The 25978-nt window shown below is 44.1% G+C and carries 28 protein-coding genes; all 28 read left to right on the top strand.

What is annotated here, in order from left to right:
* Nucleotides 1-10: 10 nt before the first annotated feature.
* The 28 genes from FK220_RS14585 to FK220_RS14450 all read left to right on the top strand — a co-directional run bounded on the left by FK220_RS14585 (nucleotide 11) and on the right by FK220_RS14450 (nucleotide 25970).
* On the top strand, nucleotides 11-1546 hold the full coding sequence (locus FK220_RS14585) for an HAL/PAL/TAL family ammonia-lyase (protein WP_152575075.1): 1536 nt from the start codon (nucleotides 11-13) through the stop codon (nucleotides 1544-1546).
* A complete protein-coding gene (locus tag FK220_RS14580; protein ID WP_152575074.1) occupies nucleotides 1543-2673 on the top strand; it encodes a WG repeat-containing protein in 1131 nt (376 codons plus the stop codon). Before FK220_RS14585 ends, FK220_RS14580 begins: the two co-directional genes overlap by 4 nt.
* A gap of 26 nt (nucleotides 2674-2699) precedes the next feature.
* Nucleotides 2700-3452 (top strand): 3-oxoacyl-ACP reductase FabG, encoded by a 753-nt coding sequence (gene fabG / locus FK220_RS14575; RefSeq protein WP_152575073.1) that lies wholly within the window; start codon nucleotides 2700-2702, stop codon nucleotides 3450-3452.
* A 17-nt stretch (nucleotides 3453-3469) separates the two neighbouring features.
* On the top strand, nucleotides 3470-4696 hold the full coding sequence (locus FK220_RS14570) for a beta-ketoacyl-[acyl-carrier-protein] synthase family protein (RefSeq protein WP_152575072.1): 1227 nt from the start codon (nucleotides 3470-3472) through the stop codon (nucleotides 4694-4696).
* Between the two features lie 2 nt (nucleotides 4697-4698).
* Nucleotides 4699-4941, top strand: a complete 243-nt coding sequence (locus FK220_RS14565; RefSeq protein ID WP_152575071.1) for an acyl carrier protein — start codon at nucleotides 4699-4701, stop codon at nucleotides 4939-4941.
* Nucleotides 4942-4963: 22 nt separating this feature from the next.
* Nucleotides 4964-5851 carry an LpxL/LpxP family acyltransferase gene (locus tag FK220_RS14560; protein WP_152575070.1) on the top strand — a complete coding sequence of 296 codons (888 nt, stop codon included), beginning with the start codon at nucleotides 4964-4966 and terminating at the stop codon, nucleotides 5849-5851.
* On the top strand, nucleotides 5848-6768 hold the full coding sequence (locus FK220_RS14555) for an NADPH-dependent FMN reductase family protein (protein WP_152575069.1): 921 nt from the start codon (nucleotides 5848-5850) through the stop codon (nucleotides 6766-6768). Before FK220_RS14560 ends, FK220_RS14555 begins: the two co-directional genes overlap by 4 nt.
* 97 nt (nucleotides 6769-6865) lie before the next feature.
* On the top strand, nucleotides 6866-7999 hold the full coding sequence (locus tag FK220_RS14550) for a beta-ketoacyl-ACP synthase III (RefSeq protein WP_152575068.1): 1134 nt from the start codon (nucleotides 6866-6868) through the stop codon (nucleotides 7997-7999).
* A complete protein-coding gene (locus FK220_RS14545) occupies nucleotides 8000-8437 on the top strand; it encodes a hypothetical protein (RefSeq protein ID WP_152575067.1) in 438 nt (145 codons plus the stop codon).
* Between the two features lie 63 nt (nucleotides 8438-8500).
* The gene (locus FK220_RS14540) at nucleotides 8501-8896 is read left to right on the top strand and encodes an ABC transporter permease (protein WP_152575066.1); all 396 of its coding nucleotides are present in this window, start codon (nucleotides 8501-8503) and stop codon (nucleotides 8894-8896) included.
* 19 nt (nucleotides 8897-8915) lie between these two features.
* A complete protein-coding gene (locus tag FK220_RS14535) occupies nucleotides 8916-9326 on the top strand; it encodes a hypothetical protein (protein ID WP_152575065.1) in 411 nt (136 codons plus the stop codon).
* The gene (locus FK220_RS14530; RefSeq protein WP_152575064.1) at nucleotides 9323-10318 is read left to right on the top strand and encodes a BtrH N-terminal domain-containing protein; all 996 of its coding nucleotides are present in this window, start codon (nucleotides 9323-9325) and stop codon (nucleotides 10316-10318) included. Before FK220_RS14535 ends, FK220_RS14530 begins: the two co-directional genes overlap by 4 nt.
* Nucleotides 10319-10371: 53 nt before the next feature.
* On the top strand, nucleotides 10372-11115 hold the full coding sequence (locus FK220_RS14525) for an ABC transporter ATP-binding protein (protein ID WP_152575063.1): 744 nt from the start codon (nucleotides 10372-10374) through the stop codon (nucleotides 11113-11115).
* Nucleotides 11108-12376 (top strand): ABC transporter permease, encoded by a 1269-nt coding sequence (locus FK220_RS14520; protein ID WP_152575062.1) that lies wholly within the window; start codon nucleotides 11108-11110, stop codon nucleotides 12374-12376. Before FK220_RS14525 ends, FK220_RS14520 begins: the two co-directional genes overlap by 8 nt.
* Complete coding sequence (locus tag FK220_RS14515) at nucleotides 12366-12803, top strand: acyl-CoA thioesterase (RefSeq protein ID WP_238719036.1); 438 nt, start codon at nucleotides 12366-12368, stop codon at nucleotides 12801-12803. The genes FK220_RS14520 and FK220_RS14515 overlap by 11 nt, the downstream gene beginning before the upstream one ends.
* Nucleotides 12796-13947 (top strand): beta-ketoacyl-[acyl-carrier-protein] synthase family protein, encoded by a 1152-nt coding sequence (locus FK220_RS14510; RefSeq protein WP_152575060.1) that lies wholly within the window; start codon nucleotides 12796-12798, stop codon nucleotides 13945-13947. The genes FK220_RS14515 and FK220_RS14510 overlap by 8 nt, the downstream gene beginning before the upstream one ends.
* Nucleotides 13944-14549 (top strand): 3-oxoacyl-ACP synthase, encoded by a 606-nt coding sequence (locus tag FK220_RS14505; protein ID WP_152575059.1) that lies wholly within the window; start codon nucleotides 13944-13946, stop codon nucleotides 14547-14549. The genes FK220_RS14510 and FK220_RS14505 overlap by 4 nt, the downstream gene beginning before the upstream one ends.
* Nucleotides 14546-14803 (top strand): phosphopantetheine-binding protein, encoded by a 258-nt coding sequence (locus FK220_RS14500; protein ID WP_152575058.1) that lies wholly within the window; start codon nucleotides 14546-14548, stop codon nucleotides 14801-14803. Before FK220_RS14505 ends, FK220_RS14500 begins: the two co-directional genes overlap by 4 nt.
* Before the next feature lie 158 nt (nucleotides 14804-14961).
* On the top strand, nucleotides 14962-16161 hold the full coding sequence (locus FK220_RS14495) for a beta-ketoacyl-[acyl-carrier-protein] synthase family protein (RefSeq protein ID WP_152575057.1): 1200 nt from the start codon (nucleotides 14962-14964) through the stop codon (nucleotides 16159-16161).
* Entirely contained in the window at nucleotides 16161-17225 is a 1065-nt protein-coding gene (locus FK220_RS14490; protein WP_152575056.1) for a beta-ketoacyl synthase N-terminal-like domain-containing protein, read from the top strand. The genes FK220_RS14495 and FK220_RS14490 overlap by 1 nt, the downstream gene beginning before the upstream one ends.
* On the top strand, nucleotides 17219-17995 hold the full coding sequence (locus FK220_RS14485; protein ID WP_152575055.1) for a polysaccharide deacetylase family protein: 777 nt from the start codon (nucleotides 17219-17221) through the stop codon (nucleotides 17993-17995). Before FK220_RS14490 ends, FK220_RS14485 begins: the two co-directional genes overlap by 7 nt.
* Nucleotides 17988-18653 (top strand): LolA family protein, encoded by a 666-nt coding sequence (locus FK220_RS14480; RefSeq protein WP_238719035.1) that lies wholly within the window; start codon nucleotides 17988-17990, stop codon nucleotides 18651-18653. The genes FK220_RS14485 and FK220_RS14480 overlap by 8 nt, the downstream gene beginning before the upstream one ends.
* Nucleotides 18634-19239: a hypothetical protein gene (locus tag FK220_RS14475; RefSeq protein WP_152575054.1), complete on the top strand. Its 606-nt coding sequence runs from the start codon at nucleotides 18634-18636 to the stop codon at nucleotides 19237-19239. The genes FK220_RS14480 and FK220_RS14475 overlap by 20 nt, the downstream gene beginning before the upstream one ends.
* A 16-nt stretch (nucleotides 19240-19255) precedes the next feature.
* Nucleotides 19256-19624, top strand: a complete 369-nt coding sequence (locus tag FK220_RS14470) for a hotdog family protein (RefSeq protein WP_152575053.1) — start codon at nucleotides 19256-19258, stop codon at nucleotides 19622-19624.
* Nucleotides 19624-20124: a hypothetical protein gene (locus FK220_RS14465; protein WP_152575052.1), complete on the top strand. Its 501-nt coding sequence runs from the start codon at nucleotides 19624-19626 to the stop codon at nucleotides 20122-20124. Before FK220_RS14470 ends, FK220_RS14465 begins: the two co-directional genes overlap by 1 nt.
* 188 nt (nucleotides 20125-20312) lie before the next feature.
* Complete coding sequence (locus FK220_RS14460; protein WP_152575051.1) at nucleotides 20313-21476, top strand: DUF2062 domain-containing protein; 1164 nt, start codon at nucleotides 20313-20315, stop codon at nucleotides 21474-21476.
* Nucleotides 21469-25155, top strand: coding sequence for a 1-acyl-sn-glycerol-3-phosphate acyltransferase (locus FK220_RS14455; protein ID WP_166204931.1), 3687 nt, complete (start codon nucleotides 21469-21471; stop codon nucleotides 25153-25155). The genes FK220_RS14460 and FK220_RS14455 overlap by 8 nt, the downstream gene beginning before the upstream one ends.
* A 5-nt stretch (nucleotides 25156-25160) precedes the next feature.
* Nucleotides 25161-25970 carry a sulfurtransferase gene (locus FK220_RS14450; protein WP_152575049.1) on the top strand — a complete coding sequence of 270 codons (810 nt, stop codon included), beginning with the start codon at nucleotides 25161-25163 and terminating at the stop codon, nucleotides 25968-25970.
* Nucleotides 25971-25978 lie beyond the last annotated feature (8 nt).

The raw sequence follows: 25978 nt of genomic DNA, 5'->3' as shown, positions 1-25978 counted from the left end.
TCAACCATACATGCCGAAAATTAAAGGAAAGCTAGGAATAAAGGAATTTTACAGTGTTATTTTTGACGAAGAACCAATCGAGGTTGATAAGGAAGTTTTCAAGACTGTTCAAAAGAGTTTTGATTTCTTAAAGGAGTTTTCCAAGAATAAGATCATTTATGGGGTAAATACAGGTTTCGGACCCATGGCCCAGTACAAAATCAAGGATTCAGAAACCATTCGGTTGCAGTACAATCTGATTCGCAGCCATGCCTCGGGCACTGGAAACCCTATTCCCCCCAAGTACGTTAAGGCAGCGATGTTGGCAAGGCTTAATACGCTTAGTCTAGGGAATTCAGGTGTCCACAAATCGGTAATCGAGGTAATGACCTCCTTGATCAACAAGAATATAACGCCGCTTATTTATGAACATGGGGGTGTGGGGGCCAGCGGGGATTTGGTTCAATTGGCCCATTTGGCCCTGGTCCTTATAGGAGAGGGAGAGGTTTTTTATGAAGGGAAGAGACAACCTACCGCAACCGTATTCGAGAAAGAGGGAATAAAACCGATACATGTTGAATTACGCGAGGGCCTAGCTTTGATCAACGGCACTTCGGTGATGACCGGTATCGGCGTGGTCAATACCATCTACACCCGTAGACTGCTCGAATGGATGATTTGCTGCTCCTCTGCCATCAATGAAATTGTTCAGGCCTACGATGATCACTTGAGCCAGGAAATCAACGAAACCAAAAAACACTTGGGTCAGCGTGAAATAGCAAGGTCGATGAGAAGCCATCTTAAGGATAGTACCTTGACGAGGAAAAGGGAACATCATTTATATGTGGCGACCGATGAAGTACAAGTATTTGAGGAAAAGGTACAAGAGTATTATTCCCTGCGATGTGTGCCCCAGATCCTGGGGCCGGTTCTGGACACGTTGAACGATGTGGAGCGAATTATGATCGAGGAGGTAAACTCTGCCAACGACAACCCCATAGTGGATCTCGAGAAAAAGAACGTTTACCATGGCGGTAATTTTCACGGTGACTACGTTTCCCTTGAAATGGACAAGTTAAAAATCGTGGTTACTAAAATGGGCATGCTTGCAGAGCGGCAGTTGAATTATTTATTAAATTCGAAGTTGAACGATATTCTACCCCCTTTTGTAAATCTGGGAACCCTGGGTCTGAATTTTGGGATGCAGGGTGTTCAGTTCACGGCGACCTCGACTACTGCTGAAAATCAAATGTTATCGAACCCCATGTATGTTCATAGTATCCCCAACAATAACGACAATCAGGATATCGTGAGTATGGGCACCAATGCAGCCCTAATTACCAAAAGGGTGATTGAAAATGCATTTGAAATTATAGCCATCGAAATGATTACGGTGGTGCAGGCCATTGAATATCTCGGCGTACAGGATAAGGTATCGACCAAGACCAGGAAAATGTACGATGCAGTCCGAAATATAGTTCCCCCATTCAAAGAGGATCTGATTATGTATCCTTATGTAAATGCTGTTAAGAACTATATTATCAACCATCAAAATAAGAAATCATGAGAAAAATTTATGCGATTCTTTCCCTTGTACTATTGACAGTTGTGTCTTCCTATGCCCAAGAGCTCGCTTTGGTGCGCGAAGGCGACCGTTTCGGTTATATCGACAAATCGGGGAACTATGCCATAGAACCCCAATTCAAAAAGGCCAAGAGTTTCTCCAATGGTCTCGCAGCAGTCGAAAAAGACGATAAATGGGGCTATATCGATGCTTCCGGTAAGTGGGCCATTGAACCTCAATTCGACAAGGTAAAGTATTTCGATTCCGGAATTGCGCTGGTCAACAAAGACGACCAGTGGCAGTACATCACAAAATCTGGCGAGGTTTTGGACGTACCCGCTACCGATAAGTACTACGATTTTAACGATGGGGTAGCCATTTATAGAAAAATGGATAAAGTGGGCCTTTTGGGCACCGACGGTAAATTGGTAGCGGAACCTGCCTACGAGTCCATCAAAAAGTTCAGAAATGGTCACGCAAAGGTTCAAAAAGGGGTGTATTGGGGTATGATCAACAACAAGGGAGAGGAGATAATCCCCGCAGAATATGAAGAAATAGGAAATACCTATCATCCCGCAGGGGTATATGCCAAAAAGAACGGTGTTTTCGGAGTGGTGGCCGATGGAACCTTTCATCCCGTTGAAGGCGCCGATAAGGTATGGAACTTTCACGGAGACTCTGGTTTGACCTATGCCCGGAAGGATAAGAAAGTAGGCTTTGTAAACAGCAAGGGGGAATGGGTAATCGCCCCGACTTTTGACAAGGCAAGGGCGTTTTCAGGCGGTCTGGCACCAGTGGCAAACGGTAAATTATGGGGCTATATCAACGACAAAGGGGAAACCGTTGTTGATTTTAAATATCGGGATGCGGAGATCTTTGCCGAAAATGGACTGGCACCTGTTAAGGAAAAACGATGGGGCTTTATCGACAAGACCGGAAACTTGGTAATCCCCATGGAGTACGACATCACCGCGGGCCTTGCCTTTTTAAAAGGTGCGGAGGAAAAAGGGTTTGTCGATGGAATGGCCCGTATCAAATCAAAGAAAGGATGGGGTTTTCTAAATGAAAAAGGAGAGCTTCTCGGAAACAAGTGGTTTGAGAACGCGGAACCATTTGTTAGCGTGAAATAGCCTGCCAATGTGGTAAAAGTATCGATATGTCCGACAAATTGGAAAAAAAGAAATACGCTTTGGTTACCGGGGGATCGCGCGGAATAGGTCGCGCCATCTGCGAGCAGTTGGCAAAGGATTTGGACTATCAGATCCTGATCAACTATAACAGTAGTAAGGAGGCGGCCGAGGAAACCCTTCGCTTGGTAGAAGCGGCCGGAGGCAAAGGGGAATTGATCCAGTTCGATGTGGCGAACACGGAGCAAGTAAAATCGAGTTTGGACAACTGGCATGAAAACCATAAAAATGGGGTCATTGAGGTAGTGGTGAACAACGCCGGCATCACCAAGGATGGATTGTTCATGTGGATGCCACCAGAAGATTGGTCCGATGTCATCAACACCAGCCTAAATGGATTTTACAATGTTACCAACCCGTTGATTCAAAAACTGTTGGTCAACAAATATGGCCGGATCATCAATATGGTTTCGGTCTCCGGATTAAAAGGCACTCCGGGTCAAACCAATTATTCAGCGGCAAAAGGGGCGGTTATTGGGGCGACTAAAGCACTTGCACAAGAAGTTGCAAAAAGAAACGTTACTGTAAATGCCGTTGCACCAGGATTCATCAAAACCGACATGACCAGCGAATTGAACGAAGCGGAATTAAAGAAAATGGTGCCCGCCAATCGTTTTGGGGAAGCCGAGGAGGTAGCACATCTCGTATCGTTTCTGGCTTCCTCTAAATCAGGATATATCACAGGGGAGGTAATCAACATCAACGGCGGTATTTATTCGTAACATCCTACAAAAAAGCAATGAGGAGAGTTGTCATTACGGGAATGGGCATTTATTCGTGCATCGGCAAGAATCTAGACGAAGTGAAGAAATCGCTCTATGAAGGCCGGTCGGGAATCGTATATGACCAGGAGCGTGCTGATTTTGGCTATCGTTCGCCCCTTACCGGTGCCGTGGAAGAACCAGACCTAAAAGGATTGCTTAACAGAAGACAGCGCATTAGTATGGGCGAGGAAGCCCAATATGCCTATGTAGCCACATTGGAGGCCCTGGAAAACGCCAAGATAGATCAAGACTACTTGGATAGGAATGAAGTAGGTATCATTTATGGGAATGACAGTACTGCCCGATCGGTCATTGAATCGATAGATATTATGCGGGAGAAAAAAGATACCACCCTGGTGGGTTCGGGAGCCATTTTTAAGGCCATGAACTCTACAGTGACCATGAACCTTTCTACCATTTTTAAGCTAAGGGGCGTAAATTTCACGATTAGTGCCGCCTGTGCAAGTGGATCTCACTCGATAGGTACGGCCTACCATTTGATAAAAAGTGGCCTACAAGAATGTATCATCGCCGGGGGTGCCCAAGAAGTAAATCATTTGGCTTTTGGTAGTTTTGACGGCCTCGGTGTATTCGCCATGCATGAAAATGACCCTCGGAAAGCCAGCCGACCGTTCGATAAAGACAGAAACGGGTTGGTACCCAGTGGTGGTGGGGCAACCCTAATACTGGAAAGTTACGAGTCGGCCGTACGACGCAAAGCACCTATTTTGGGTGAAATCATAGGGTATGGTTTTTCATCGAATGGGGACCATATTTCCACGCCGAATGTTGAAGGTCCGGCAAGGGCGATGAACCGGGCTCTGGACCAAGCGAATATAGAGGCTGCCAATGTCGATTATGTCAATGCCCATGCCACTTCCACACCAGTGGGCGATGCCAATGAGGCCTCCGCCATTTTGGAGGTTTTTGGTGCCAGTAATCCCTATGTTAGTTCGACCAAATCAATGACGGGCCACGAGTGTTGGATGGCCGGAGCAAGCGAAATCATCTATTCGATACTCATGATGCGGCATTCGTTCATAGCACCGAATATCAATCTGGAAAACCCTGATGAGATTTCGGCCAAATTAAACATCGTTAAGAAAACGTTAAATAAAAAAATTGACGTATTTTTGTCCAATTCATTCGGATTCGGTGGTACGAATTCCGCTTTGATCGTAAAAAATGCTATTGAAAGATGATAATGACCAAACAAGTTATTGTTGAAAAAATCGATGCCTTCCTTATCGATGAATTTGAAGTCGATCCCGAAGAACTGGTCCCTGGTGCAAATCTGAAAGAATCCGTCGGGTTGGATAGTCTGGATTTTGTGGATTTGGTGGTTGCCGTTGAAAGTAACTTCGGAGTGAAGTTAGTGGGCGATGACTTTGTCAACATAGTCACCCTCCAAGACTTTTATGACTTGATCGAAAGAAAGCTGGACTAATCGATCAAAACAATGACAATGAATGGCAGCGGAGTGGGAAGGAAAATCCAAGGGAACCGTATTAGGCTATAAGATATATATCTTTTTCATTAAATATTTAGGCCTTAACGCATCGTATCTCTTACTGCACTTCGTCGTTTTTTATTACTGTATCTTTTCGCTTAAAAGCTCTAGGGCAATCTACTATTATCTTCGCAAACGACAAGGCTACTCAAAGACCAAGAGCCTTTTCAGCATCTATAAAAGCTACTACGTTTTCGGACAAACGCTTATTGACCGCGCTACGATTTCCGCAGGTCTTAGGGAACGCTTTACTTACGAATTTGATGGTATCGAGAACATAGAACGACTGTTGGTACAAAAAAAAGGAGGCATTCTTTTAAGTGCCCATGCAGGCAATTTCGAGGTTTCCGAATATTTCCTGGAAGACGTAAGTGAAATATCGCAGATAAGTGTGGTAACTTGGGATACCGAACACGAGCAGATCAAGTCGTACATGGAGACCGTTAAGGCCAAATCGAACGTAAAGTTTATTTTGGTCAAGGAAGATCTGTCCCACATTTTTGAAATTCACGATAGCCTGAGCAAAGGGGAGTTGGTCTGCTTTACCGGGGATCGTTTCTTAGAGGGTTCAAAGTTTCAAGAAGAATTATTTTTAGGAAAAAAAGCCAAGTTTCCCTTAGGACCATTTTTACTGGCCTCCCGGCTGAAAGTACCTGTCTTGTTTGTTTATGTCATGAAGGAACCCAAAAAAAAGTACCATCTTTATGCCAGAACTTCGACCGCAAAAAAACGGGATGCCGATGCGTTACTAAAGGAATACACAGAAAATCTGGAATGGATTCTGGAGAAGTATCCCTTACAGTGGTTTAATTATTTTGATTTTTGGAACGACAAGAGCCAGCAATGAAAGAAGTTTTAGTGGTGTACTATTCCCAAACGGGACAATTGTTCGATATTATCAACAATATTGTCTCGACCCTAAAGGACGAAAATATCAACATCACCTATCATGAGATCATTCCCAAAAAACCGTTCCCTTTCCCTTGGAAAGAAGAAGATTTTTTGGATGCCTTTCCGGATTCATTTCTTCAGACTCCCCATGAAGTCCATCCACCGAGACCCGAGGTAATGGGTAAAAAGTACGACTTGGTCATTCTAGGACACCAAGTTTGGTATTTGTCGCCCTCAATTCCACTAAATTCATTCCTGAAATCCGATGCAGCCAAAAAATTACTGCACGACACCCAGGTCGTGACCGTGATCGGCGCCCGTAATATGTGGTATCAATCCCAGGAAAAATTGAAGAGGCTTTTAATCAATTGCAAGGCGAAGCTGGTTGGTAATATCGCCCTGGTCGATAGACATATCAACCACCTTAGCGTAATTACCATTCAGCATTGGATGCTCAGGGGCAAGAAAGACCGTTACCTCGGTATCTTTCCCAAACCGGGAGTCTCAAAAAAAGACATTTCGGAGGCAAAAAAATTCGGGCGGCCTATCAAAGCATGCTTGCTTTCAGGAGATTTTAGCAAACTTCAGGATGAACTTCTTGGATTGAACGCGGTAACGATAAAACCGGCTTTGATTCAAACCGATAAAAGAGGGAACGTTATCTTTTCGAAATGGGCTGCATTGGTAACCAAAAAAAGTAAAGCGGGTACCGCTAGCAGAAAACGATGGCTTAGGGGTTTCAAATACTATTTACAATTTGCTATTTGGATTATTGCCCCTATCGTTTTTATCGTATTTTTGCTGACTTACGTACTTTTCTATAGAAAAATACAAAAGGATATCAAGTATTACTCCTCGGTTGATTTGAAGTAGGATGTTACATTTGATTACGAATAAAAGGTTCGTAAGAAATGAGGATGCAGACCGAAAGATTTTTTACAAATGACCACAAAAGCAGGGGCATTGTCTTATGAAAGATGTTTACATTACTAAAATAGCCAAATTTTTACCCAACGAACCGGTCGACAACGACCAAATGGAAGAGCGCCTGGGTCTTTTAAATGGTAGACCGTCAAGGGCGAAGAGCATTGTGCTTCGTAGTAACCAGATTAAAACGAGATACTATGCCATTGATAAAAATGGGGAGATTACCCATAACAATGCCCAATTGACCGAACAGGCCGTACGAAACCTATGCAATGACCAATTCACTCTCAACGATATTCAATTGCTTTCCTGCGGCACCTCGAGCCCTGATCAATTGTTACCCTCCCACGCGGCCATGGTGCATGGTTTGTTAAAGAATGGAAATCTAGAAATCAATTCGGCCTCCGGGGTTTGCTGCTCTGGTATGAATGCGCTTAAATTCGGATATCTTGCGGTGAAATCGCAGCAGGTGGATAATGCTGTCTGTACCGGCTCGGAAAGATCCTCATCAAGAATGGGGACCAATATTTTCGAGGAGGAAATAGCCACACTGAAGCAATTGGAAGCCAATCCTATTTTGGCATTTGAAAAAGACTTTTTAAGATGGATGCTATCTGACGGGGCAGGTGCCGTTTTGCTCGAGAACCAGCCCAAAGGAGCGGTTTCCTTGAAAATCGAATGGATGGAAGGATATTCCTATGCCTTCGAAATGGAGACGTGCATGTATGCCGGCGGCGAAAAACTAGCGGACGGTAGTTTAAAACCCTGGAGCGATTATCCGGCAGATCAGTGGGGAAAACAATCGCTTTTCGCGGTAAAGCAAGATGTGAAACTGCTGGATGAATTCATTCTCCAGAAAGCTGTCGATAGTTTAAAACAGGCTTATGCCAAACACGGCATTTCACCAAAAGAAATCGACTACTATCTGCCCCATATTTCATCGAACTACTTCAAGCAGGGATTTTATGATGAGATGAAAAATGAAGGCGTGGAAATGCCCTGGGACAAATGGTTCTTGAATCTAGAAAAAGTTGGGAATATCGGAGCTGCTTCGATTTACGTGATGTTAGAGGAACTCGTGGATTCGGGAAGACTCAAAAAAGGAGACAGGATTCTACTGTTTGTTCCCGAAAGTGCCCGTTTTTCTTATACATATGCCTATTTAACGGTACACTAAATGAATCTATTGGAAAAGGATATTACGGATGTCGACTTTCTTCAAAGCCTCATTCCGCAGAAACCACCCTTTGTGATGGTAGATGCCCTTTATCATTTCTCCAAGACCGAGATTGTCTCCGGCTTCACCATTCCAAACAATCATCTATTTGTTTTCCAAAATCGATTCCTTGCTCCCGGACTCATCGAAAATATGGCGCAAACCGTTGCACTGCACACGGGATATAAATGTTTTTTGGAGAAAAAGAAAGCGCCAATAGGATATATCGGCGCCATCAAAAAAGCCGAAGTACTTTCGTTGCCCGAGGTGGGCTACAGATTGGAGACCTCTGTGGAAATACTTCATGATATTATGGGTATTACCTTGGTGCGGGCGAAGGTTAGCTGCGATGGGGTAGTTCTTGCGCGAAGTGAAATGAAAACCGCATTGGCAAATTAAGTGAAGGGAATAAGGCGTAATATCGATTTAAGAAAATATCTGCCACATAGGAAACCGATGCTCATGACGACTTCGATGCCGTATCTCGATGCCTCCTCGGTAGAGACTTGTTTCGACATCGAACCGGACTGTATTTTTGTTCGGAACGATTTGCTCTCTGAATCGGGACTTATCGAAAATGCTGCGCAGAGCTGCGCTGCCATTGTTGCCCAGAGCTATGTATACGACGATGAAAACAACCAAAAAATTGGTGACGCAATTGCCTATATCAGTGCCATCAAAAAAATTGAGGTCAAGAAATTGCCATCGGTAAATGAACGTATTGTCACCAAGGGAAAACTACTGTCTCGATATGACGATGAAAGCTTTAGCCTTTGTACCATGGAAGCTACTACTTTTAGAAAAGGAGAATTAATCGTAGCTTGTACTTTTAATTTTTTAATCCACGGAATACGATAGCCGTTAAACCCTCCAAGGAGTGAAAAAGGAAGAAGTACCTCAGGACAAGAGTTTTTTCAGGGAAGAGCATGGCAAGGAACTCTGCTATGCGGTAGACGATAAAGGCAACTACACTACGGCACTGAGTTCTGGATGGGAGGCGAAAACCATTGCGCTCGACAATGCCTTAAAAGCGATTGAAGAACGGATTGCCGATGCCAAAAAAAGAGTATTGGAAAACAAGACCAGCCCTATCGAATACTATATGGAGGTTTGTAAAATGGAGCCTGCCATACTCGCTAGTTACGTAGGAATGTGGCAATGGCGGGTAAAACGACATTTTAAGCCCTCGGTCTTCAAAAGGTTGAGTCAAAAAACCCTTCGGAAATACGCCGAGGTGTTCGATATAAGTGTCGAGCGACTTAAAAACATAGAGAGTACCGATATATGAAAATAGACTTCGAGCACCAACAATCGGCCCATTGTGAAAATGGAGTGGTTTCCAACCTAATGAGGCACAATGGCTATCAAGTAAGCGAGCCGATGGTGTTCGGCGTTGGTTCCGGACTCTTGTACTGTTATATCCCCTTTCTAAAGATCAACTATGCACCCCTGATTACCTACAGGGCCTTAGCCGGCTATATTTTCAATCGCTTTGCCAAAAGAGTAGGCGTTGAAATAAAACGGGAAAAATTCAATGATCCCAAAAAGGCGAAAGCAAGACTCGATGAAAATCTGAGGAATAACAATCCGGTAGGGCTACAAGTAGGCGTGTATAACCTGGTCTATTTTCCCGACGAATATCGATTTCACTTCAATGCCCATAATCTGGTGGTCTACGGTAAGGAAGACGATACTTATTTGATCAGTGATCCCGTGATGCAACATGTGACCACCCTTACCGAAGAACAACTGGAAAAAGTGCGCTATGCCAAAGGTCCTTTTGCCCCGAAGGGCCACATGTACTATCCTGTCTCATTTCCCGAAACCTTCGAATTGGAACCGGCAATCAGAAAGGGAATCAAACACACTTGCCGGGATATGTTGGCCCCAGTTCCTATTGTGGGGGCCAAGGGAATACGAACGGTTGCGAAAATGATTCGTAAATGGCCCGAGAAACATGGAAGCAAAAAGGCCAATCACTATTTGGGTCAGATAGTGCGCATGCAAGAGGAAATCGGAACAGGAGGGGGTGGTTTTCGATACATTTACGCTGCTTTTTTACAAGAGTCCAGCAAATTATTGAATAATAGCATGCTTTTTGAGCTTTCCCAAGAAATGACCGAAATCGGGGATCAATGGCGCGATTTTGCCTTGGATGCCTCTCGAATTTATAAGAATCGAAGTGTGCAAAACGACGCTTACAACAAGGTGGCCGATCAACTTGAAGCCCTTGGCAAAAGGGAAGCTGATTTTTTTGGGAAGTTGAAACGAGCCGTATAGAAGGCGTCAAACAGTAATTAAGAACCATCCCTCCGGATGAATTCAGCAATGCAATGATTCAAATAAACCAACTTTCCAAAAAATATAAAGGCGCTACCGACTATTCAGTATACAATTTGGACCTAACCGTTGAAGAAGGTGAAATTTTTGGGCTCCTAGGACCAAACGGAGCGGGGAAGACCACCCTAATATCAATGCTTTGTTCCTTGCTGAAACCCTCCTCGGGAAGTTTCACCATCAACGGACTGGATTACCACTCCCATAAAAACCAGTTAAAACGGCTCATTGGTATCGTTCCCCAAGAATATGCCCTGTATCCTACCCTGACCGCCTTTGAAAACCTTACATATTTTGGCTCGATGTACGGTTTAAAAGGAAAATCACTTAGAGATACTATCCAAAAACAACTCGAAATCCTAGGGCTTACCGACTTTGCCCAAAAAAAAACAAAAACCTTCTCTGGGGGAATGAAAAGGCGCCTGAATCTAATTTCGGGAATTTTACACCGTCCGAAAGTGTTGTTTCTCGACGAACCTACCGTAGGGGTCGATGTACAATCCCGGACCGTTATCATAGACCATCTACGAAAACTGAATACAGATGGTACTACCATTGTATATACCTCGCACCATCTAAACGAAGCTGAACAATTCTGTACCAGGGTAGCCATTATCGACCACGGGATAATCATCTGTCAAGGGCGACCTTCGGAGCTAATTGCGAATCAACACGAAATACGACATCTGGAGGACCTATTCCTGAAACTGACCGGTAAAGCCATGAGAGACCATGCATAAACTCTGGGCCTCCACATACAAGGAAATACTATTACTAACCAGAGACCTTGGGGGCTTGGCAGTTTTGTTTTTAATGCCCCTCTTGTTAGTCATCACCATCACCACCATTCAGGACAGTACTTTTAAGACCTTGGAGACATCAAAGATTCCAATATTGCTCATTGATAAGGATGAAGGGACGGTGTCCGAAAGCATCCTTGCGAATTTGGATGCTTCCGACCTTTTTGAGGTGGTAAAAGGCACTGATGAGGAAAAAGCCCAAGAGCACGTGCAAAAAGGCCTGTATCAGTTGGCTATCGTAATCCCACAAGACCTTTCGAAAGACTTGGCACAAAAAGTAGCCGAAAATGTCGAGAATATCCTTTCGAGATTCGGTATGGAGGAAGAAAACATTCCCTTGGTCAGATCAAAATATAAGCCGAAAGAGGTGCGGCTCTATTTCGATCCCGCTACCCAACAGTCTTTCAAAAGCTCGGTACGTAGTAACATCGACCAAATGATTTCAAAAATAGAGAGCGAAACCATCTACAAAGCTTTTCAAGAGCAGCTGACCGATGACGAATCGGAAGTGATTTTCGATACGCAACATTTCATTACTTTTAGGGAAATCGATCCCAGCAACAACCAAAAACCGGTTGTTCCGAATTCCACGCAACACAACATTCCTGCATGGACACTTTTCGCTATATTCTTTATCATCTTGCCCTTGGGCATTAACATGGTAAACGAAAAGAACCAGGGCACCTTTGTACGCCTTCGCACCCAACCAGTGCCGTATGCCACCGTCTTGGGTGGAAAAACAATCGTTTTTTTATCGGTGGCCCTTGTCCAGTTTGCGTTGATGCTTTTAGTAGGCCTCTATCTTTTCCCGTTAATAGGGTTGCCCAAGCTTGAAATCGCCAATAAGTTGCCTCTTTTGTTTGTAGTTGCCTTTTTTGCGGGACTGGCAGCGGTAGGGCTCGGACTCTTATTGGGCACTATCGCGAAGACACAGGAGCAATCGGCCCCCTTTGCAGCAACTTTTGTGGTGATCCTGGCGGCAATAGGCGGTGTGTGGGTACCGGTGTTTGCCATGCCTAAGTTCATGCAAACGGTATCCAATCTCTCCCCCATGAATTGGGGACTCAATGCTTTTTATGATGTATTTTTGCGAAATGTGGGCTTCTCGGACATCATACCCGAACTAGCCCTTTTAGGTGGCTTTTTCATCGTAACCACCCTTATCGCTATCTATTATTATGCAAGAAAAAATGCCGTCTAAAACCAAAAGAGAAATCAGCTTTACAAGTAAGGTAAGGGTGCGATTCGCCGAAACGGACCCACTGGGAATTGTATGGCATGGCAACTACATACAGTATTTTGAAGATGGCCGGGAAGCCTTTGGCCGCCATCACGGCATCTCTTATCTCGACCAAAAAGCACATAATTTTTCCACTCCCATCGTAGAATCAAGATGCGAGCATAAGTTGCCGCTGACGTACGGCGATGTGGCTACAATAAAGACTACTTATATTGACACCGCAGCCGCAAAGATGATTTTTAAATACGAAATCAAAAATCCCGCAGGACAGGTCGTCTGCATGGGAAAGACTGTCCAGGTTTTCGTTGAACTTGGAGGGGAACTCTCTTTGGTTATTCCCGAATTCTTTATGGAATGGAAGAAAAAAATGGGCCTTCTCAGTGAATAAGGTGTACCTTTCATATAATAACATTGTTTCAGGTTATGGCTTCGATACGGCGGCCGCGGTCGAAGGCATCAAAAAAGAAGATGCCTGCCTGCGACAAATTCATGATAAGCATCTACTCCCTAATCATTACTGTGCTTCCAAAGTAGCTAGCGAAACACTGGAGGAAGCCTATGCCCAACTTCGACCAAAGGAAGCACATACGCACTTGGAAAAAATGCTACTCGTTTCCCTCGAAAAAACCATTAGGGCCTCTCAACTCGAATTAACCGACCGAGTAGGCCTGATCATTTCTACGACCAAAGGAAATATCGATGTGCTGGAGCCTGAGAACCCCTTTCCCAAGAGTCGCGCCTATCTCGGTCAATTGGGTGAAAAAATCAGACATTTTTTCGGTTTTCAAAACGAAGCCCTCGTGCTTTCCAACGCTTGCGTATCGGGAGTATTGGCCATCGCGATCGCGAAACGTTTTATTCTACAAGGCACCTATGACGAAGTATTCGTGGTAGGCGGCGATTTGGTCACCAAATTTATCCTATCAGGATTTAATGCTTTTCAGGCACTAAGCGATGAACCGTGCAGACCCTATGATAAAAACAGGTCGGGAATCAATATCGGAGAGGTCGGAACCAGCGTTTTGGTAACAAAAAAAACCACTCATTTAGCGGAAGAATCGGTGGTATTGCTGGGGGAAGCCTCCTGCAATGATGCCAATCATATTTCCGGCCCTTCACGAACAGGAGAAGGCCTTTACAGGAGTATAGTGGCCGCCCTGGCCCAGTCGGAACTGAATGCAGGCAACATCGACTGTATTTCGGCCCATGGAACGGCGACCTTGTTTAACGACGAAATGGAAGCCATCGCTTTCAACCGGTCTGGCTTGCAAAATACCCCTATGAACAGCCTAAAAGGTTATTTTGGCCATACGCTTGGGGCCTCCGGACTATTGGAAACGATCATCGGTATGCATTCCCTTCATCAAAATACGTTGTTCGCCTCCAAAGGATTCCAAGAGTTGGGGGTATCGGAGCCTTTGAACATCATTAAGAAAACAACCCCCAAACCGATCGAAACCTTTTTGAAGACCGCCTCCGGTTTCGGGGGATGCAATACGGCGGCTATTTTTAAAAAAGTAGCGGAAAAATGATGGAAAAATATCACATCGAGAGTTACTGCCGCATCAAAGATCAGCGAATTTCGTTAAATGGTGCTACGGTCTTTGAAAGTGCCGAAACCAATTTTTTACCGTTTATAAAAGAAGCCTATAAGACTCTGGACACCCAATACCCCAAGTTCTTTAAGATGGATGCCTTGAGCAAGCTTGCCCTGATCGCTTCCGACCTGCTCCTGAAGAATATGACCGAGAAAAACATCGCCTTGGTCTTATCGAATCGTGCGGCAAGCCTGGATACAGATCGTCGACATCAGCAAAGCATTGAAGAGGCGGATCATTATTATCCGAGTCCGGCCGTATTCGTCTATACCTTACCCAATATCTGTCTGGGGGAAATTAGCATTAAGCATCGACTATTTTCCGAAAATGGTTTTTTTGTATTTGAGCAATTCAGGGCGGACCCGTTGGTTGATTATGCCGATGGTCTACTCAAGATGCAGAGGGCGGAAAAGGTGTTATGCGGATGGATGGACCTCGATAACGAAAAATATGATGCCTTTTTGTACGTTGTGGCAAAGAATGGTATTTTTACCCATTCGAAGAAGAAGATAAACCAATTATACCAGACTTCATGACCGATTTAAAATTAGAATTAAAGGAGAAAATCATTGAGCAACTTAATTTGGAAGATGTATCGGTCGATGACATTGGGGACAGCGATCCCCTTTTTGGTGAGGGCCTTGGTTTGGATTCTATCGATGCGCTGGAGCTCATTGTGATGCTCGACAAAGACTACGGCATCAAATTGGCCGATCCAAAGGAAGGTCGGCAAATCTTTGAATCGGTCGAAACCATGGCGACCTACATTACACAACAAAAAGGAGCTTGACCCCCAATTTCTTTCTTCTCAAAGATCTGTTCTTTAAGTAAACACCTGATTGCTATTTTTTGGAAGATATCCAGAATCAAAAAGCTACCTGTCAAAACTTCGATTTAAACATCGGATATTCGTATTTTTACGGCTGAAAATTTAGATGAAGCGTTCGTATGGGTAAAGGGGTAGCAATTACCGGTATGGGAATTATTTCCGCCATCGGTGAAGACGTGGCGGAAAATTATCGATCGCTCATCTCCGGGCAAATCGGTATTTCGAAGATTTCCCAAATAGAAACTGTACATAAGAACGAGATCATGGTCGGCGAAGTCTCCCTGACCAATTCCGAATTGGAAGAACGACTCGGGCTTCCAAAGAATTCGTGGTCCAGAACTTCATTATTAGGTGTTATCGCCGCAAAGGAGGCGGTAGCGCAAGCAGGAATATCGGACATCAACAAAGAGCGAACCGGCCTTATTTCCGGAACTACCGTCGGTGGAATGGACAAATCCGAACAATACTTTTACGAGTATTTTGAGAACAACGATGCCTGGCATCACATCAATGGGCTCCATGCAGGGGATTCAACCCAAAAGATTGCCCGTAACCTGGGATTGGAAGAAAGTTTCGCCACTACGATCAGTACCGCTTGCTCTTCCGCCGCCAATGCCATAATGTTGGGTGCCCGCATGATCAAATCGGGACAACTAGATCGAGTCGTGGTCGGTGGGGCCGACTGTCTCTCAAAATTTACCATCAATGGATTTAAAACCCTAATGATCTTATCGGATACCTACAACACTCCTTTTGATGAGAACCGAAAAGGACTCAATTTGGGAGAGGCAGCGGCTTACTTGGTCCTGGAATCGGACAGCTTGGTCGAGAAAGAAGGCAAAGAGGTCTTGGGTTATGTGAAAGGATATGGCAATGCCAATGATGCCTTCCATCAGACGGCATCCTCTGACTATGGGGATGGCGCGGTCTTGGCGATGGAAAAGGCCCTAAAAGTGGCAGGTTTGACGCCCGAAGCAATCGACTATGTAAACGCCCATGGCACGGCTACTCCTAATAACGACCTTTCCGAAGGTCGTGCCATGCTTCGTATTTTTGAAGGAAAGGTACCCAAATTCAGTTCTACCAAGGCGTTTACGGGCCACACTTTGGCAACCGCCGGTGCTGTCGAAGCCGTATACTCGGTACTGGCCTTGCAGAACGATACGATTTACCCTAACCTGAATTTCAAAACGCCTATGAAAGAGTTCGAACTGGTACCGGAGACCGAACTCAGAAAAGAACAATTGAATGTCATCCTATCAAATTCCTTTGGTTTCGGAGGTAACTGTACCACCCTGCTATTTTCCAAAAAAGCATAATGAAAGCGGTTTATATTAATAGCGTCGGCTCGGTTTCTGCCCAGAAAACCTTCAACAACGAGGACTTTTTGGAGGAAATCGTCACCTATAATGATACCACGATTCGGGTGATCGAGCCCGACTACAAGGCATACATTACGCCCGCAGCCGCTCGTAGAATGGCCAAGGGCATCAAAATGAGTACCGTAAGTGCCAAAACGGCAATGGAGGAGGCCGGAGTGGAAAATATAGACGCCATCATTGTAGGTACCGGACTCGGTTGTATCGGGGATTCGGAGAAATTCGTGAGCGCCATCATTGACAACAAGGAACAATTCCTAACCCCTACCCGCTTTATACAATCATCCCATAACACTGTTTCGGGACAAATAGCCTTGGGAGTCGGCTGCAAGGGCTATAACTTCACCTACGTACATTCCGCGATCTCTTTCGAATCAAGTCTGCTCGACGCCCTGATGCAGATTCGAAATAAGGAAGCCACTAATATTTTGGTCGGTGGAGTCGATGAGCTGGTAGACCACCACGTGGATACCCATAGACTCATCGATCATATTAAGCACAAACCGGTGGATTCTAGCCAATTACTGCAATCAAATTCAAAGGGCTGTGTCATGGCCGAAGGTGCTCACTTTTTTGTCCTTTCCGGGCAAAAACAGTCTTCTACTTATGGGGAATTGGTTGCTATAACTACCTACAATACCTTATCCAAGAGTGTGCTCTCGGAAAAGGTATCCCAATTTTTGGGACAGAACGGATTGACCCCCGAAGAACTCGATTTGGCGATATTTGGCAACAACGGCGACATCGACTTTGATTCCTATTACGAACTGTTGGGCAAGGGTATTTTCAAAAACACGCCTCAAGCCTATTACAAACACCTTTCCGGAGAATTTGATACAGCCAGTGGTTTCGGTTTTTGGCTGGCCGCCAAAATCCTGAAAAGCCAAACCGTTCCCACAGCAGTGAAACTGAATCAATTGGAAGTATCCCGACCTAAGACGATCTTATTATACAATCAGTATCGTGGTGAAAATCACAGCCTGGTACTACTCCGCCGATGCTAAAACGACGTGCCTTAAATACATTGACCATTGGTGTCCTTACAACACTTGCCATTACTAGTTTTTTCGTTCCCGTTTCATGGTGGTGGTTTGTCCTGACGGTTTTTTCGTGGTTGGTAATTACCCTTTTTGGCTCTTTTTTGATACGTTGGAACTATCATTTAAAGTCATACCACTCCAACAAGACAATTGATGAAAACTGGGTCTCGATTACCTTTGATGACGGTCCGAATACCGAGTTTACGCCAAAAGTGTTGAAATTGTTGAAACAATACAATGCCAAGGCCACCTTCTTCTGTATAGGAAAACAAGTAGAAAAGCATCCAACAATCTTACTGGATATCATCGATCATGGTCACAGCATTGGCAACCACACCTATTCCCATTCCAAATCGTTCGGCTTTTTTGGGCTGAACAGGGTGATTGAAGAGTTAAGGAAAACGAACATGCTTGTCAAGGACCTAACGGGGCTCGAGATGAAACTCTATAGGCCTTGCTTTGGGGTAACCAATCCCCAGATAGAAAAAGCGGTCAAGGCCCGGGAGCTTTATTCCATTGGTTGGAATGTACGCTCGCTGGATACGACCCCACGAACTGCCTCCAATATTCTAAAACGAATTACTTCCAGAATTTCAAAAGGGGATGTCGTATTGCTTCACGACACCAGCGAAAAAACAATCGCCGTTTTGGAACAGTTATTGTTATTTTTGCAGGAGAACCATTTACAATCGGTCCCGGTGGACAAATTGTTGCAGTTAAAAGCGTATGCGTAACCCTTTCCCCTTTTTGAACTCTGTTCCCAAGAAACTGTTCATCCCAATCGGATTTTTGTGGCTATTTCTATTTTCCTTGCCACTTGGTGCGCAGACCAAAATGAACACTGGGGAAGCAAGTGCACTGAGAAAGAAGGTCAAAGCCGTCGCCAAGGCCACAAGAACGATCAGCAGCGACTTTACACAGTACAAGCATTTGGACTTTTTGTCGAACGACATCATATCAAAAGGGACCTTGGCCTTCAAGGCACCCGATTGGGTAAAGTGGGAATATACCGAACCCTTTTCCTATGCTGTCTTGTTCAAAAATCAGACCCTCTATATTAACGACGATGGTAAAAAGAGCAATATGGATTTGGGAAATAATAAAATCTTTAAGCAACTTAACCAACTGATTGCGGCCAGTATAAGAGGGGATATGTTCGACGATGCCACTTTTGATATTTCCTATTATAAAGAAGACAATGGCGACTTGGTACATTTTATTCCTAAAGACCCGCAGTTTGCAGAATTTATAAGTGCTTTTCACATTACCTTCAGTACGGTCGGAGAGGTCGAGGAGGTCAAAATGATTGAACCTTCCGGCGATTATACCCAGATCATCTTCAGCAACCGAACACAGAACCAACCCCTCCCCGATGCGGTTTTTACTCAGTAGTCTCTTTCTTTTATTGGTAGGCTGTGCCTCTTATCCAAAGAAAAACGGATACGTGGCTTCAAAGGTCCAAACAACCGTAGTATGCAACCCTTACTTTTCAAATCCATCCATAGATTATGTATATAAATCGAACATAGAGGTGTTCGACCGTTCGTTCGGTGGTATTTTGGTCATTAAGAAGTTAGGCCAAGACCACCACCGTATAGCGTTTACGACCGAAATGGGGAATACCCTATTTGATTTTTCCTTAAAGGGAGATAACCTGACCATTAATAGAATTATCAAGGAACTCGATAGGAAAATCTTGGTCAGTGTGCTCAAAAGAGACTTCCTGGCCCTAACCACGGAAAGTATTCAAAGTATCGAAAATTTTAGCAAAGCCTCCAAGATGCTCAAAAAGGCTTCGATTTTGGGGAAAAACCATTATTATGTGTTCGAAAATGACCGATTACTACAAATCATAAGAGCTAAAAATGGAAAGAAAAAAGTAGTTTTCCTTTTTTCGGGAATAAGTAATAACATTGCAAAGAAGATTGACATCCAGCACCACAACTTCAAACTGAAAATTAGCCTTAAAGCTATTTAAACCTTAAATTGCGACCATGCTGATAAAAGGATTGTATTCCATTGTAAGTTTCGAACAAGAGGTGCAAAAAATCCTGGTTTCGGTAAAATTGCATAAAGAGCATGCGGTTTTTAAAGGACACTTTCCCGGAAATCCCGTAATGCCCGGGGTATGTATGATTCAAATGATAAAAGAACTCACCGAAAAGGCCACCGGGAAAGAGCTTTTTTTATCGGTAGCCTCCAATATCAAGTTCATGGCCATCATCAACCCGGAAAAAAACGACACGATTCAACTGATACTGGATACATCCGAAGAGGAAGATTTCGTAAAAGTAAAAAGTTCTGTAAGTTTTGAGGATACTTTGGCACTAAAACTAAGTGCAACCTTTAAAATAGTCGGCTAGTGATGAAAGTGGCAGCGTTGATTGTTGGATTACTATTCTCTATCCTACCCGTTCCGGATATCTCCGAGGTGCGGCAAAGCTATCGTGAAGCTTCCACGGATGGGGAGGCCGCGACACGGTTATATCAAGATCTTTCAACTATTTCAAAAGGGGAAGATGATGTGCTCATCGCCTACAAAGGCGGAGTGACTACGATGCTGGCCAAATATGCGAAAACGGTAAAAGAGAAGAAAATGTTTTTTAAGGAAGGGATAACATTTTTGGAATATGCGGTAGAGAAAGCCCCCAACAATATCGAAATCAGGTACGTTCGCCTCAGTGTAAAGGAAAATGCCCCAAAGATTACAGGCTACAAAAAGAATCTGGACGAAGACAAAGACTTCATTCTCAACCACCTATCAAGTGTTGAAAACCCGGAGATAAAAAAATACATCAAAGGTTATATTTCGCAATCGAAGATATTTAACGAGTCTGAAAAGCAATCGGTCCTTGACGACTAGGGCAGATTTATAGCCTACCCAACCGGTATACGCCACCCATAATATAGAAATCCGGCCTTCAAAGCATTCCCTTATTTGCTAGCACTACAAATTAAGCGGTGTAATCGTATCTTTGGGAAAAATTGTGGCTTCCCAGTCACCTAGTTATTTTAACCGTGCCGACCGTTACCCCATCGATACAAGAAACCATGAAACGGCTCCATTGTTGTGTGCTGGTACCGACCTATAATAACGCAGGCACCTTACAAAAAGTCTTGGATAATATTTTAAGGTTGACCTCCGAAATCATTGTGGTCAATGATGGCGCAACCGACGGCACCGCGAATATCCTTAAAAACTACAAACAAATTCATCAAATACGGCTCCCCGAAAACAAAGGAAAGGGAAACGCCTTAAAGGTAGGTTTTAAAAAGGCGTTGGATTTGGGGTATGAATATGCCATCACCATCGATTCCGATGGGCAGCATTTTCCAGAGGACATTCCGGTTTTTTTGAAGACCTTGGAGAAGAGCGAAAGCAAAAATATCTTGTTGATTGGCGCGAGAAACATGGACCAATCCGACGTGCCCGGAAAAAGTAGTTTTGGAAACAAGTTTTCCAATTTTTGGTTCTGGTTTGAAACCGGCAAGCGGTTAAAAGACACCCAATGTGGTTTTCGTTTGTATCCTTTAAAGGAAATCGAAAAACTAAGCCTACGAACCCCCAAGTTCGAATTCGAAATCGAGGTCATCGTAAAAGCGTCCTGGAACGGCACCTTGGTAGAAAATGTTCCGGTCAAAATCTCCTATGATGAAGACGAACGGGTCTCCCATTTTAGGACCGTACCCGATTTTGCGCGTATCAGTGTGCTTAACACTTGGTTTGTCATTGTGGCCTTATTCTACATAAAACCACGAAATTTTTTTCGAAAAATTCGAAAAAAGGGATTTAAAAAATTCTTGATTGAAGACGTATTACATCATAACGATTCTCCTAAAAAAAAGGCCTTATCCATTGCTTTGGGCGTTTTTATAGGCGTTAGTCCGTTTTGGGGTTTTCAGACACTTCTTGTATTGTTCTTAGCAGTTTTTTTAAAATTGAACAAAGCCATTGCCTTTGCTTTCTCGAACGTAAGCATACCACCATTTATTCCCTTTATTGTTTACGGAAGCGTACAATTGGGCATGCTACTGACCGGGGAACAGCTTTCTTTTTCTATGGACAATCCCAAGTTGGATTTCGAGGTGCTCAAACACTTGAAAACCTATGTCATCGGAAGCTTTGCCTTGGCAGCTATTGCGGCTGCCTTATTTGGTTTTATAGGATATGTTACCCTCATGGCAAAAAGAAAAATGGCGATTGACAATGGGTAGGTTTCTTCTTCGAACATACCAAGTGATCCGTCAAAAAAGTTGGGCAAGTCTTCTGGGTCTTTTGTTGATAATTCTAGGGTTACTGGCCATTGTTCGACAAATTCAATTCGAAGACGATATTACCTCCCTGATTCCCGCCAACGATGAAGCAAAACGCATTCAAAAAGTACTGAAGTCGATTACCTTCACTGACAAAATCGTAGTCAATGTCCAGAGAGATGATAAAGGTACCGTTGAAGACCTTACCCAATATGCAACGGAGTTTTTGGATAGCGTTCAAAAAAACAACGCTGAATTCATCAAAAATATCCAGGGCAGGGTGAATGAAGACGACCTGCCCATAACCTTGGACCTCATTTATAACAACCTGCCGCTATTTTTAGACGAGGGCGATTATCAACAGATACAACAAAAGCTCTCATCGGATAGTATTGCAAAAATTACCGAAAAAAACTACCGGACACTTATCTCACCCTCTGGAATCGTCGCTAAAAAAACCATTCTGAAAGATCCCTTCGGGCTATCGTTCGTCGCTTTAAAAAAATTGCAGCAACTCGGAATCGGAGATGATTTTAAATTGAAAAACGGATTTCTACTCGACACCAGAGAAACCAATATCCTACTCTTTATTACCCCTACCCATAGCTCGAACGCCACCGATAAAAACCTTCCCTTTTCAGACCAACTATATGCCTTGCAAGAACAACTGAATACTAAATACCAAGGTAGAATCCAAAGTGAATACTACGGTGCGGCGCTGGTGGCTGTCGCCAACGCCAAACAAATCAGAAAGGATATCCAGTTTACCGTAAGCATTGCGATGACCTTGCTTTTGATACTTATGATTTTCTTCTACCGCAAATGGGCACTGCCATTGATCTTGTTTACACCTACCCTATTCGGTGTGTTGCTTGCCGTGGCATTCCTTTGCCTTATCCGAACAAAAATATCGGTTATCTCCCTAGGCATCGGGGCGGTCTTACTGGGGGTTACCTTGGACTATGCCTTACACATACTTACACATATTCGAAATGGTAAGAGTCTGGAAAGCCTATATTACGATGTGGCCCCGTCGATCATGATGAGCAGCCTTACGACCGCGTCGGCCTTTCTGTGCCTCTTGTTTTTGGAATCCCAAGCGTTGCAAGACCTCGGCATCTTTGCCGCAGTGAGCGTTACGGGAGCCTCGGTATTTGCGCTATTGTTCATTCCACAAGTATATAGAACGGTCAAGGCTCCTTCCAAAAAAACACTGCTCGATCGGTTGGCGGCGTACAACGTGCATCAGAGCAACTGGAGCATTCTTGGAGTTATTGCCATAACGATTATTAGTATGTTCACCTATGGGACCGTTGTTTTCAACCAGGATTTGACCAAACTCAACTACGAACCCGAGATACTTTCAGAGGCGCGAAAGCGATTGGAAACACTTACCGATATCAGTTCCAAATCGATTTATCTTTCTACCTACGGGGATGATCAAGAGAAGGTATTACGTAAAAACGATTCGCTGTATGCAACTTTGGAGCAATTGCAACAAAAGAATGAGATCATAAGCTTTAGTTCCATTGGTGCCTTGGTGCGGTCGAAACAGGTACAACAACAAAAAATCCAGGCTTGGAACGATTTCTGGCAGGCTGAAAAAATAACCACGACCAAGGAAAATCTCATCGAAAGTGGCGACAGCCTTGGCTTCAAGGAAAATACCTTCCGAGAATTCTATGAATTGTTGGAAGCGGATTTCGAACCCATGGAAATCAACGATTTCGAAGTTGTCAAATCCTTTGCGGTCGACGATTACATCGTTCAAGATGAAAATGGCACCACCATCACCTCTTTGGTAAAGGTCGATGAAGCACATATTGATGCCATAAGAAATCGTTTTGCCGGTGAACCAAACACATTACTCATAGATCGGCAGCAGGTTAACGAAACCTTTTTGGGCAATCTTAAAAACGATTTCAACAGCCTCATCGGGTATTCGTTGATCGTCGTATTATTGATTTTGCTTTTTTTCTATCAAAGCTTGTCATTGACCTTGGTGACCAGCATTCCCATTTTCCTGACCTGGTTTTTGACCGTGGGTATCATGGGCCTTTTCCATATCGAATTCAACATCTTCAACATTATCATCTGTAGCTTTATTTTTGGTTTGGGGGTAGATTACAGCATATTCATCACTAATGGACTCCTAACCGAGTACCGCTCCGGGGAGCGGACCCTCACCACCCACAAGACTTCTATCATTTTATCGGTCATCACCACCATTGCCGGGGTGGGGGTAATGATCTTCGCCAAACATCCGGTGCTCTACACCATTTCGGTGGTCTCGCTGATCGGTATCCTTTGCGCGGCTTTCGTAGCCTTTACCATTCAACCACTGTTACTTCGATTATTTATCGGAGATCGTAAAAAGAGGCCGATTTCCCTGCGTTACTTGGTTCATTCGATCCTATCGTTCGGTTATTTTGGGATAGGCGGTTTCTTGCTTTCGATGTATGCGTGGGTCGTATTGACAATTTCCCCAAAAAGCAGGATGAAGCAGAACCACGGGTTTCATACCATCGTTTCCAAATTAATGGGTTCCGTTTTGTACACCAACCCCTTCGTCACCAAGAAAATCAATAATCCACACAATGAAAACTTCTCGGAACCCGTGATGATCATTGCCAATCATACATCGTTTTTAGATATTCTTTCGATTGGTATGCTACATCCCAAGATTGTTTTTCTGGTAAACGATTGGGTCTACAACTCGCCTGTTTTTGGTTGGGCCGCCAAGTTGGCCGGCGCTTACCCCGTCTCAGGAGGTATTGAACACGGGGAGAGCTATCTGAGGAAAAAGGTGAAACAAGGGTTCAGCTTAATTGCCTTTCCGGAGGGCACCCGTTCTACCAGCAACAAAATCAAACGTTTTCATAAAGGGGCATTCTACCTAGCGGAAGAAATTGGTCTCGATATCCTCCCGGTCCTGATCCATGGTAACTCGGAAGTATTGCCCAAGGGAAGTTTTATTATCAGGGATGGAAGCATTACCATCGAAATACTTCCGAGAATTAAGGCCGATGATCCAAGCTTTGGCAGGACCTATTCGGCACGAAGCAAAGCTATCGGGACCTATTTCAAACAACAGTTCCGCAGGCTACGCAATACGGTAGAAACCGAAACTTACTGGCACAAGACCATTTTGGAGCATTATAGGTATAAGGGCAATACGATTTACAGCGCCGTTAAGAACGATTTAAAAAAACAGGCGAACACCTATTACCAAATTGCAAAAGAACTCGGGGAAAAAGACCGAGTCGTACATCTTTCGAAGAACTATGGCCAGTTCGACCTTTTGTTATCGTTGGATGCAATCGATAGGAAAATTTCATTGTACCTTGAAAAGATGGAAGCTAGGGAAATTGTACAAAACAACTTTCTAACCCATCAATACAGCAAGATTAGCGTAGTGAATTCACTCGAAGAAGTACTTAGCGTGAATCCCAACGTACTGATCATCGATACCGACAGCATTGACCCCACGTCCCTACCGGAATCTTTTATGACGGCGATCCATATTTTGATTATTTTAAAGGATGGAAAGTCGATGACGCCACAAGATGCCATGGCATTCGGTTTTGAACCGGTTGTTCAAGGTGAAGGGTATCTCTCCTATAAACGAAAAAAGATTTGAGCAAAATGAAACATATCATCAGCGCAGCCGATCTGGAAAGACGATTGAACGAACCCGACCTCGTTATTCTGGACGCCACCATTCCCAAAGTGGCAGGTTCGGTATCGACCAATGAAAAGCGTCGTATCAAAGGGGCCCGGTTTTTTGATATCAAGAAGACGTTCAGCGATGCCACCAGCGCTTTTCCCAACACCCTCCCCACGGCGGAGCAGTTTAAGCGGGAATGCCGAAAATTGGGAATCAATACCACTAGTTTCATCGTGGTCTATGACGATTGGGGTATCTATTCCAGTCCACGGGCATGGTGGATGTTCCGAACCATGGGACATGACAAGGTTGCCGTTTTGGATGGCGGACTGCCCGAATGGGAAAACCAGGGGTATGAAACCGAACCGGTTTCGGAACAAAAATATGTTTCCGGAAATTTTAAGGCAACTTTGAATCCAGCAGCCGTAAAGGATTTTGACTTTATTCGAAGCAACATCGAGGAAAACAAGGCCCTGGTCATCGATGCCCGCTCTTCCGATCGTTTCCATTCAAGGGTACCCGAACCAAGAGCCGACTTGCGAAGCGGACATATCAAAGGAGCTATCAATATTCCGTATACCGAAGTACTGGAAGCCGGGAAGTTCAAGTCGAAAGAACAGCTAAAAGAGGTGCTTCGAGGATTGGAAGGGGAAACAAAACCCTTGGTTTTTTCCTGTGGATCGGGCATTACCGCCTGTATCGTAGCCCTAGCCAGCGAATCGGTTTTAGGAAATGACAAAGCCATTTATGATGGCTCCTGGACCGAATATGCACAGTTGACCAACTAGCTAATTAA

It is taken from the genome of Pelagihabitans pacificus (assembly GCF_009371985.2).
GTDB lineage: Bacteria > Bacteroidota > Bacteroidia > Flavobacteriales > Flavobacteriaceae > Pelagihabitans > Pelagihabitans pacificus.
The sequence above is the reverse complement of the archived record's forward strand: the minus strand, read 5'-3'. Positions and strand labels throughout refer to the sequence as shown.

Coding starts and splice junctions, on each gene's coding strand:
- FK220_RS14585 (WP_152575075.1), top strand. CDS start 11: ATGCCGAAAATTAAAGGAAAGCTAGGAATAAAGGAATTTTACAGTGTT.
- FK220_RS14580 (WP_152575074.1), top strand. CDS start 1,543: ATGAGAAAAATTTATGCGATTCTTTCCCTTGTACTATTGACAGTTGTG.
- fabG (WP_152575073.1), top strand. CDS start 2,700: ATGTCCGACAAATTGGAAAAAAAGAAATACGCTTTGGTTACCGGGGGA.
- FK220_RS14570 (WP_152575072.1), top strand. CDS start 3,470: ATGAGGAGAGTTGTCATTACGGGAATGGGCATTTATTCGTGCATCGGC.
- FK220_RS14565 (WP_152575071.1), top strand. CDS start 4,699: ATGACCAAACAAGTTATTGTTGAAAAAATCGATGCCTTCCTTATCGAT.
- FK220_RS14560 (WP_152575070.1), top strand. CDS start 4,964: ATGGCAGCGGAGTGGGAAGGAAAATCCAAGGGAACCGTATTAGGCTAT.
- FK220_RS14555 (WP_152575069.1), top strand. CDS start 5,848: ATGAAAGAAGTTTTAGTGGTGTACTATTCCCAAACGGGACAATTGTTC.
- FK220_RS14550 (WP_152575068.1), top strand. CDS start 6,866: ATGAAAGATGTTTACATTACTAAAATAGCCAAATTTTTACCCAACGAA.
- FK220_RS14545 (WP_152575067.1), top strand. CDS start 8,000: ATGAATCTATTGGAAAAGGATATTACGGATGTCGACTTTCTTCAAAGC.
- FK220_RS14540 (WP_152575066.1), top strand. CDS start 8,501: ATGACGACTTCGATGCCGTATCTCGATGCCTCCTCGGTAGAGACTTGT.
- FK220_RS14530 (WP_152575064.1), top strand. CDS start 9,323: ATGAAAATAGACTTCGAGCACCAACAATCGGCCCATTGTGAAAATGGA.
- FK220_RS14525 (WP_152575063.1), top strand. CDS start 10,372: ATGATTCAAATAAACCAACTTTCCAAAAAATATAAAGGCGCTACCGAC.
- FK220_RS14520 (WP_152575062.1), top strand. CDS start 11,108: ATGCATAAACTCTGGGCCTCCACATACAAGGAAATACTATTACTAACC.
- FK220_RS14515 (WP_238719036.1), top strand. CDS start 12,366: ATGCCGTCTAAAACCAAAAGAGAAATCAGCTTTACAAGTAAGGTAAGG.
- FK220_RS14505 (WP_152575059.1), top strand. CDS start 13,944: ATGATGGAAAAATATCACATCGAGAGTTACTGCCGCATCAAAGATCAG.
- FK220_RS14500 (WP_152575058.1), top strand. CDS start 14,546: ATGACCGATTTAAAATTAGAATTAAAGGAGAAAATCATTGAGCAACTT.
- FK220_RS14495 (WP_152575057.1), top strand. CDS start 14,962: ATGGGTAAAGGGGTAGCAATTACCGGTATGGGAATTATTTCCGCCATC.
- FK220_RS14490 (WP_152575056.1), top strand. CDS start 16,161: ATGAAAGCGGTTTATATTAATAGCGTCGGCTCGGTTTCTGCCCAGAAA.
- FK220_RS14485 (WP_152575055.1), top strand. CDS start 17,219: ATGCTAAAACGACGTGCCTTAAATACATTGACCATTGGTGTCCTTACA.
- FK220_RS14480 (WP_238719035.1), top strand. CDS start 17,988: ATGCGTAACCCTTTCCCCTTTTTGAACTCTGTTCCCAAGAAACTGTTC.
- FK220_RS14475 (WP_152575054.1), top strand. CDS start 18,634: ATGCGGTTTTTACTCAGTAGTCTCTTTCTTTTATTGGTAGGCTGTGCC.
- FK220_RS14470 (WP_152575053.1), top strand. CDS start 19,256: ATGCTGATAAAAGGATTGTATTCCATTGTAAGTTTCGAACAAGAGGTG.
- FK220_RS14460 (WP_152575051.1), top strand. CDS start 20,313: ATGAAACGGCTCCATTGTTGTGTGCTGGTACCGACCTATAATAACGCA.
- FK220_RS14455 (WP_166204931.1), top strand. CDS start 21,469: ATGGGTAGGTTTCTTCTTCGAACATACCAAGTGATCCGTCAAAAAAGT.
- FK220_RS14450 (WP_152575049.1), top strand. CDS start 25,161: ATGAAACATATCATCAGCGCAGCCGATCTGGAAAGACGATTGAACGAA.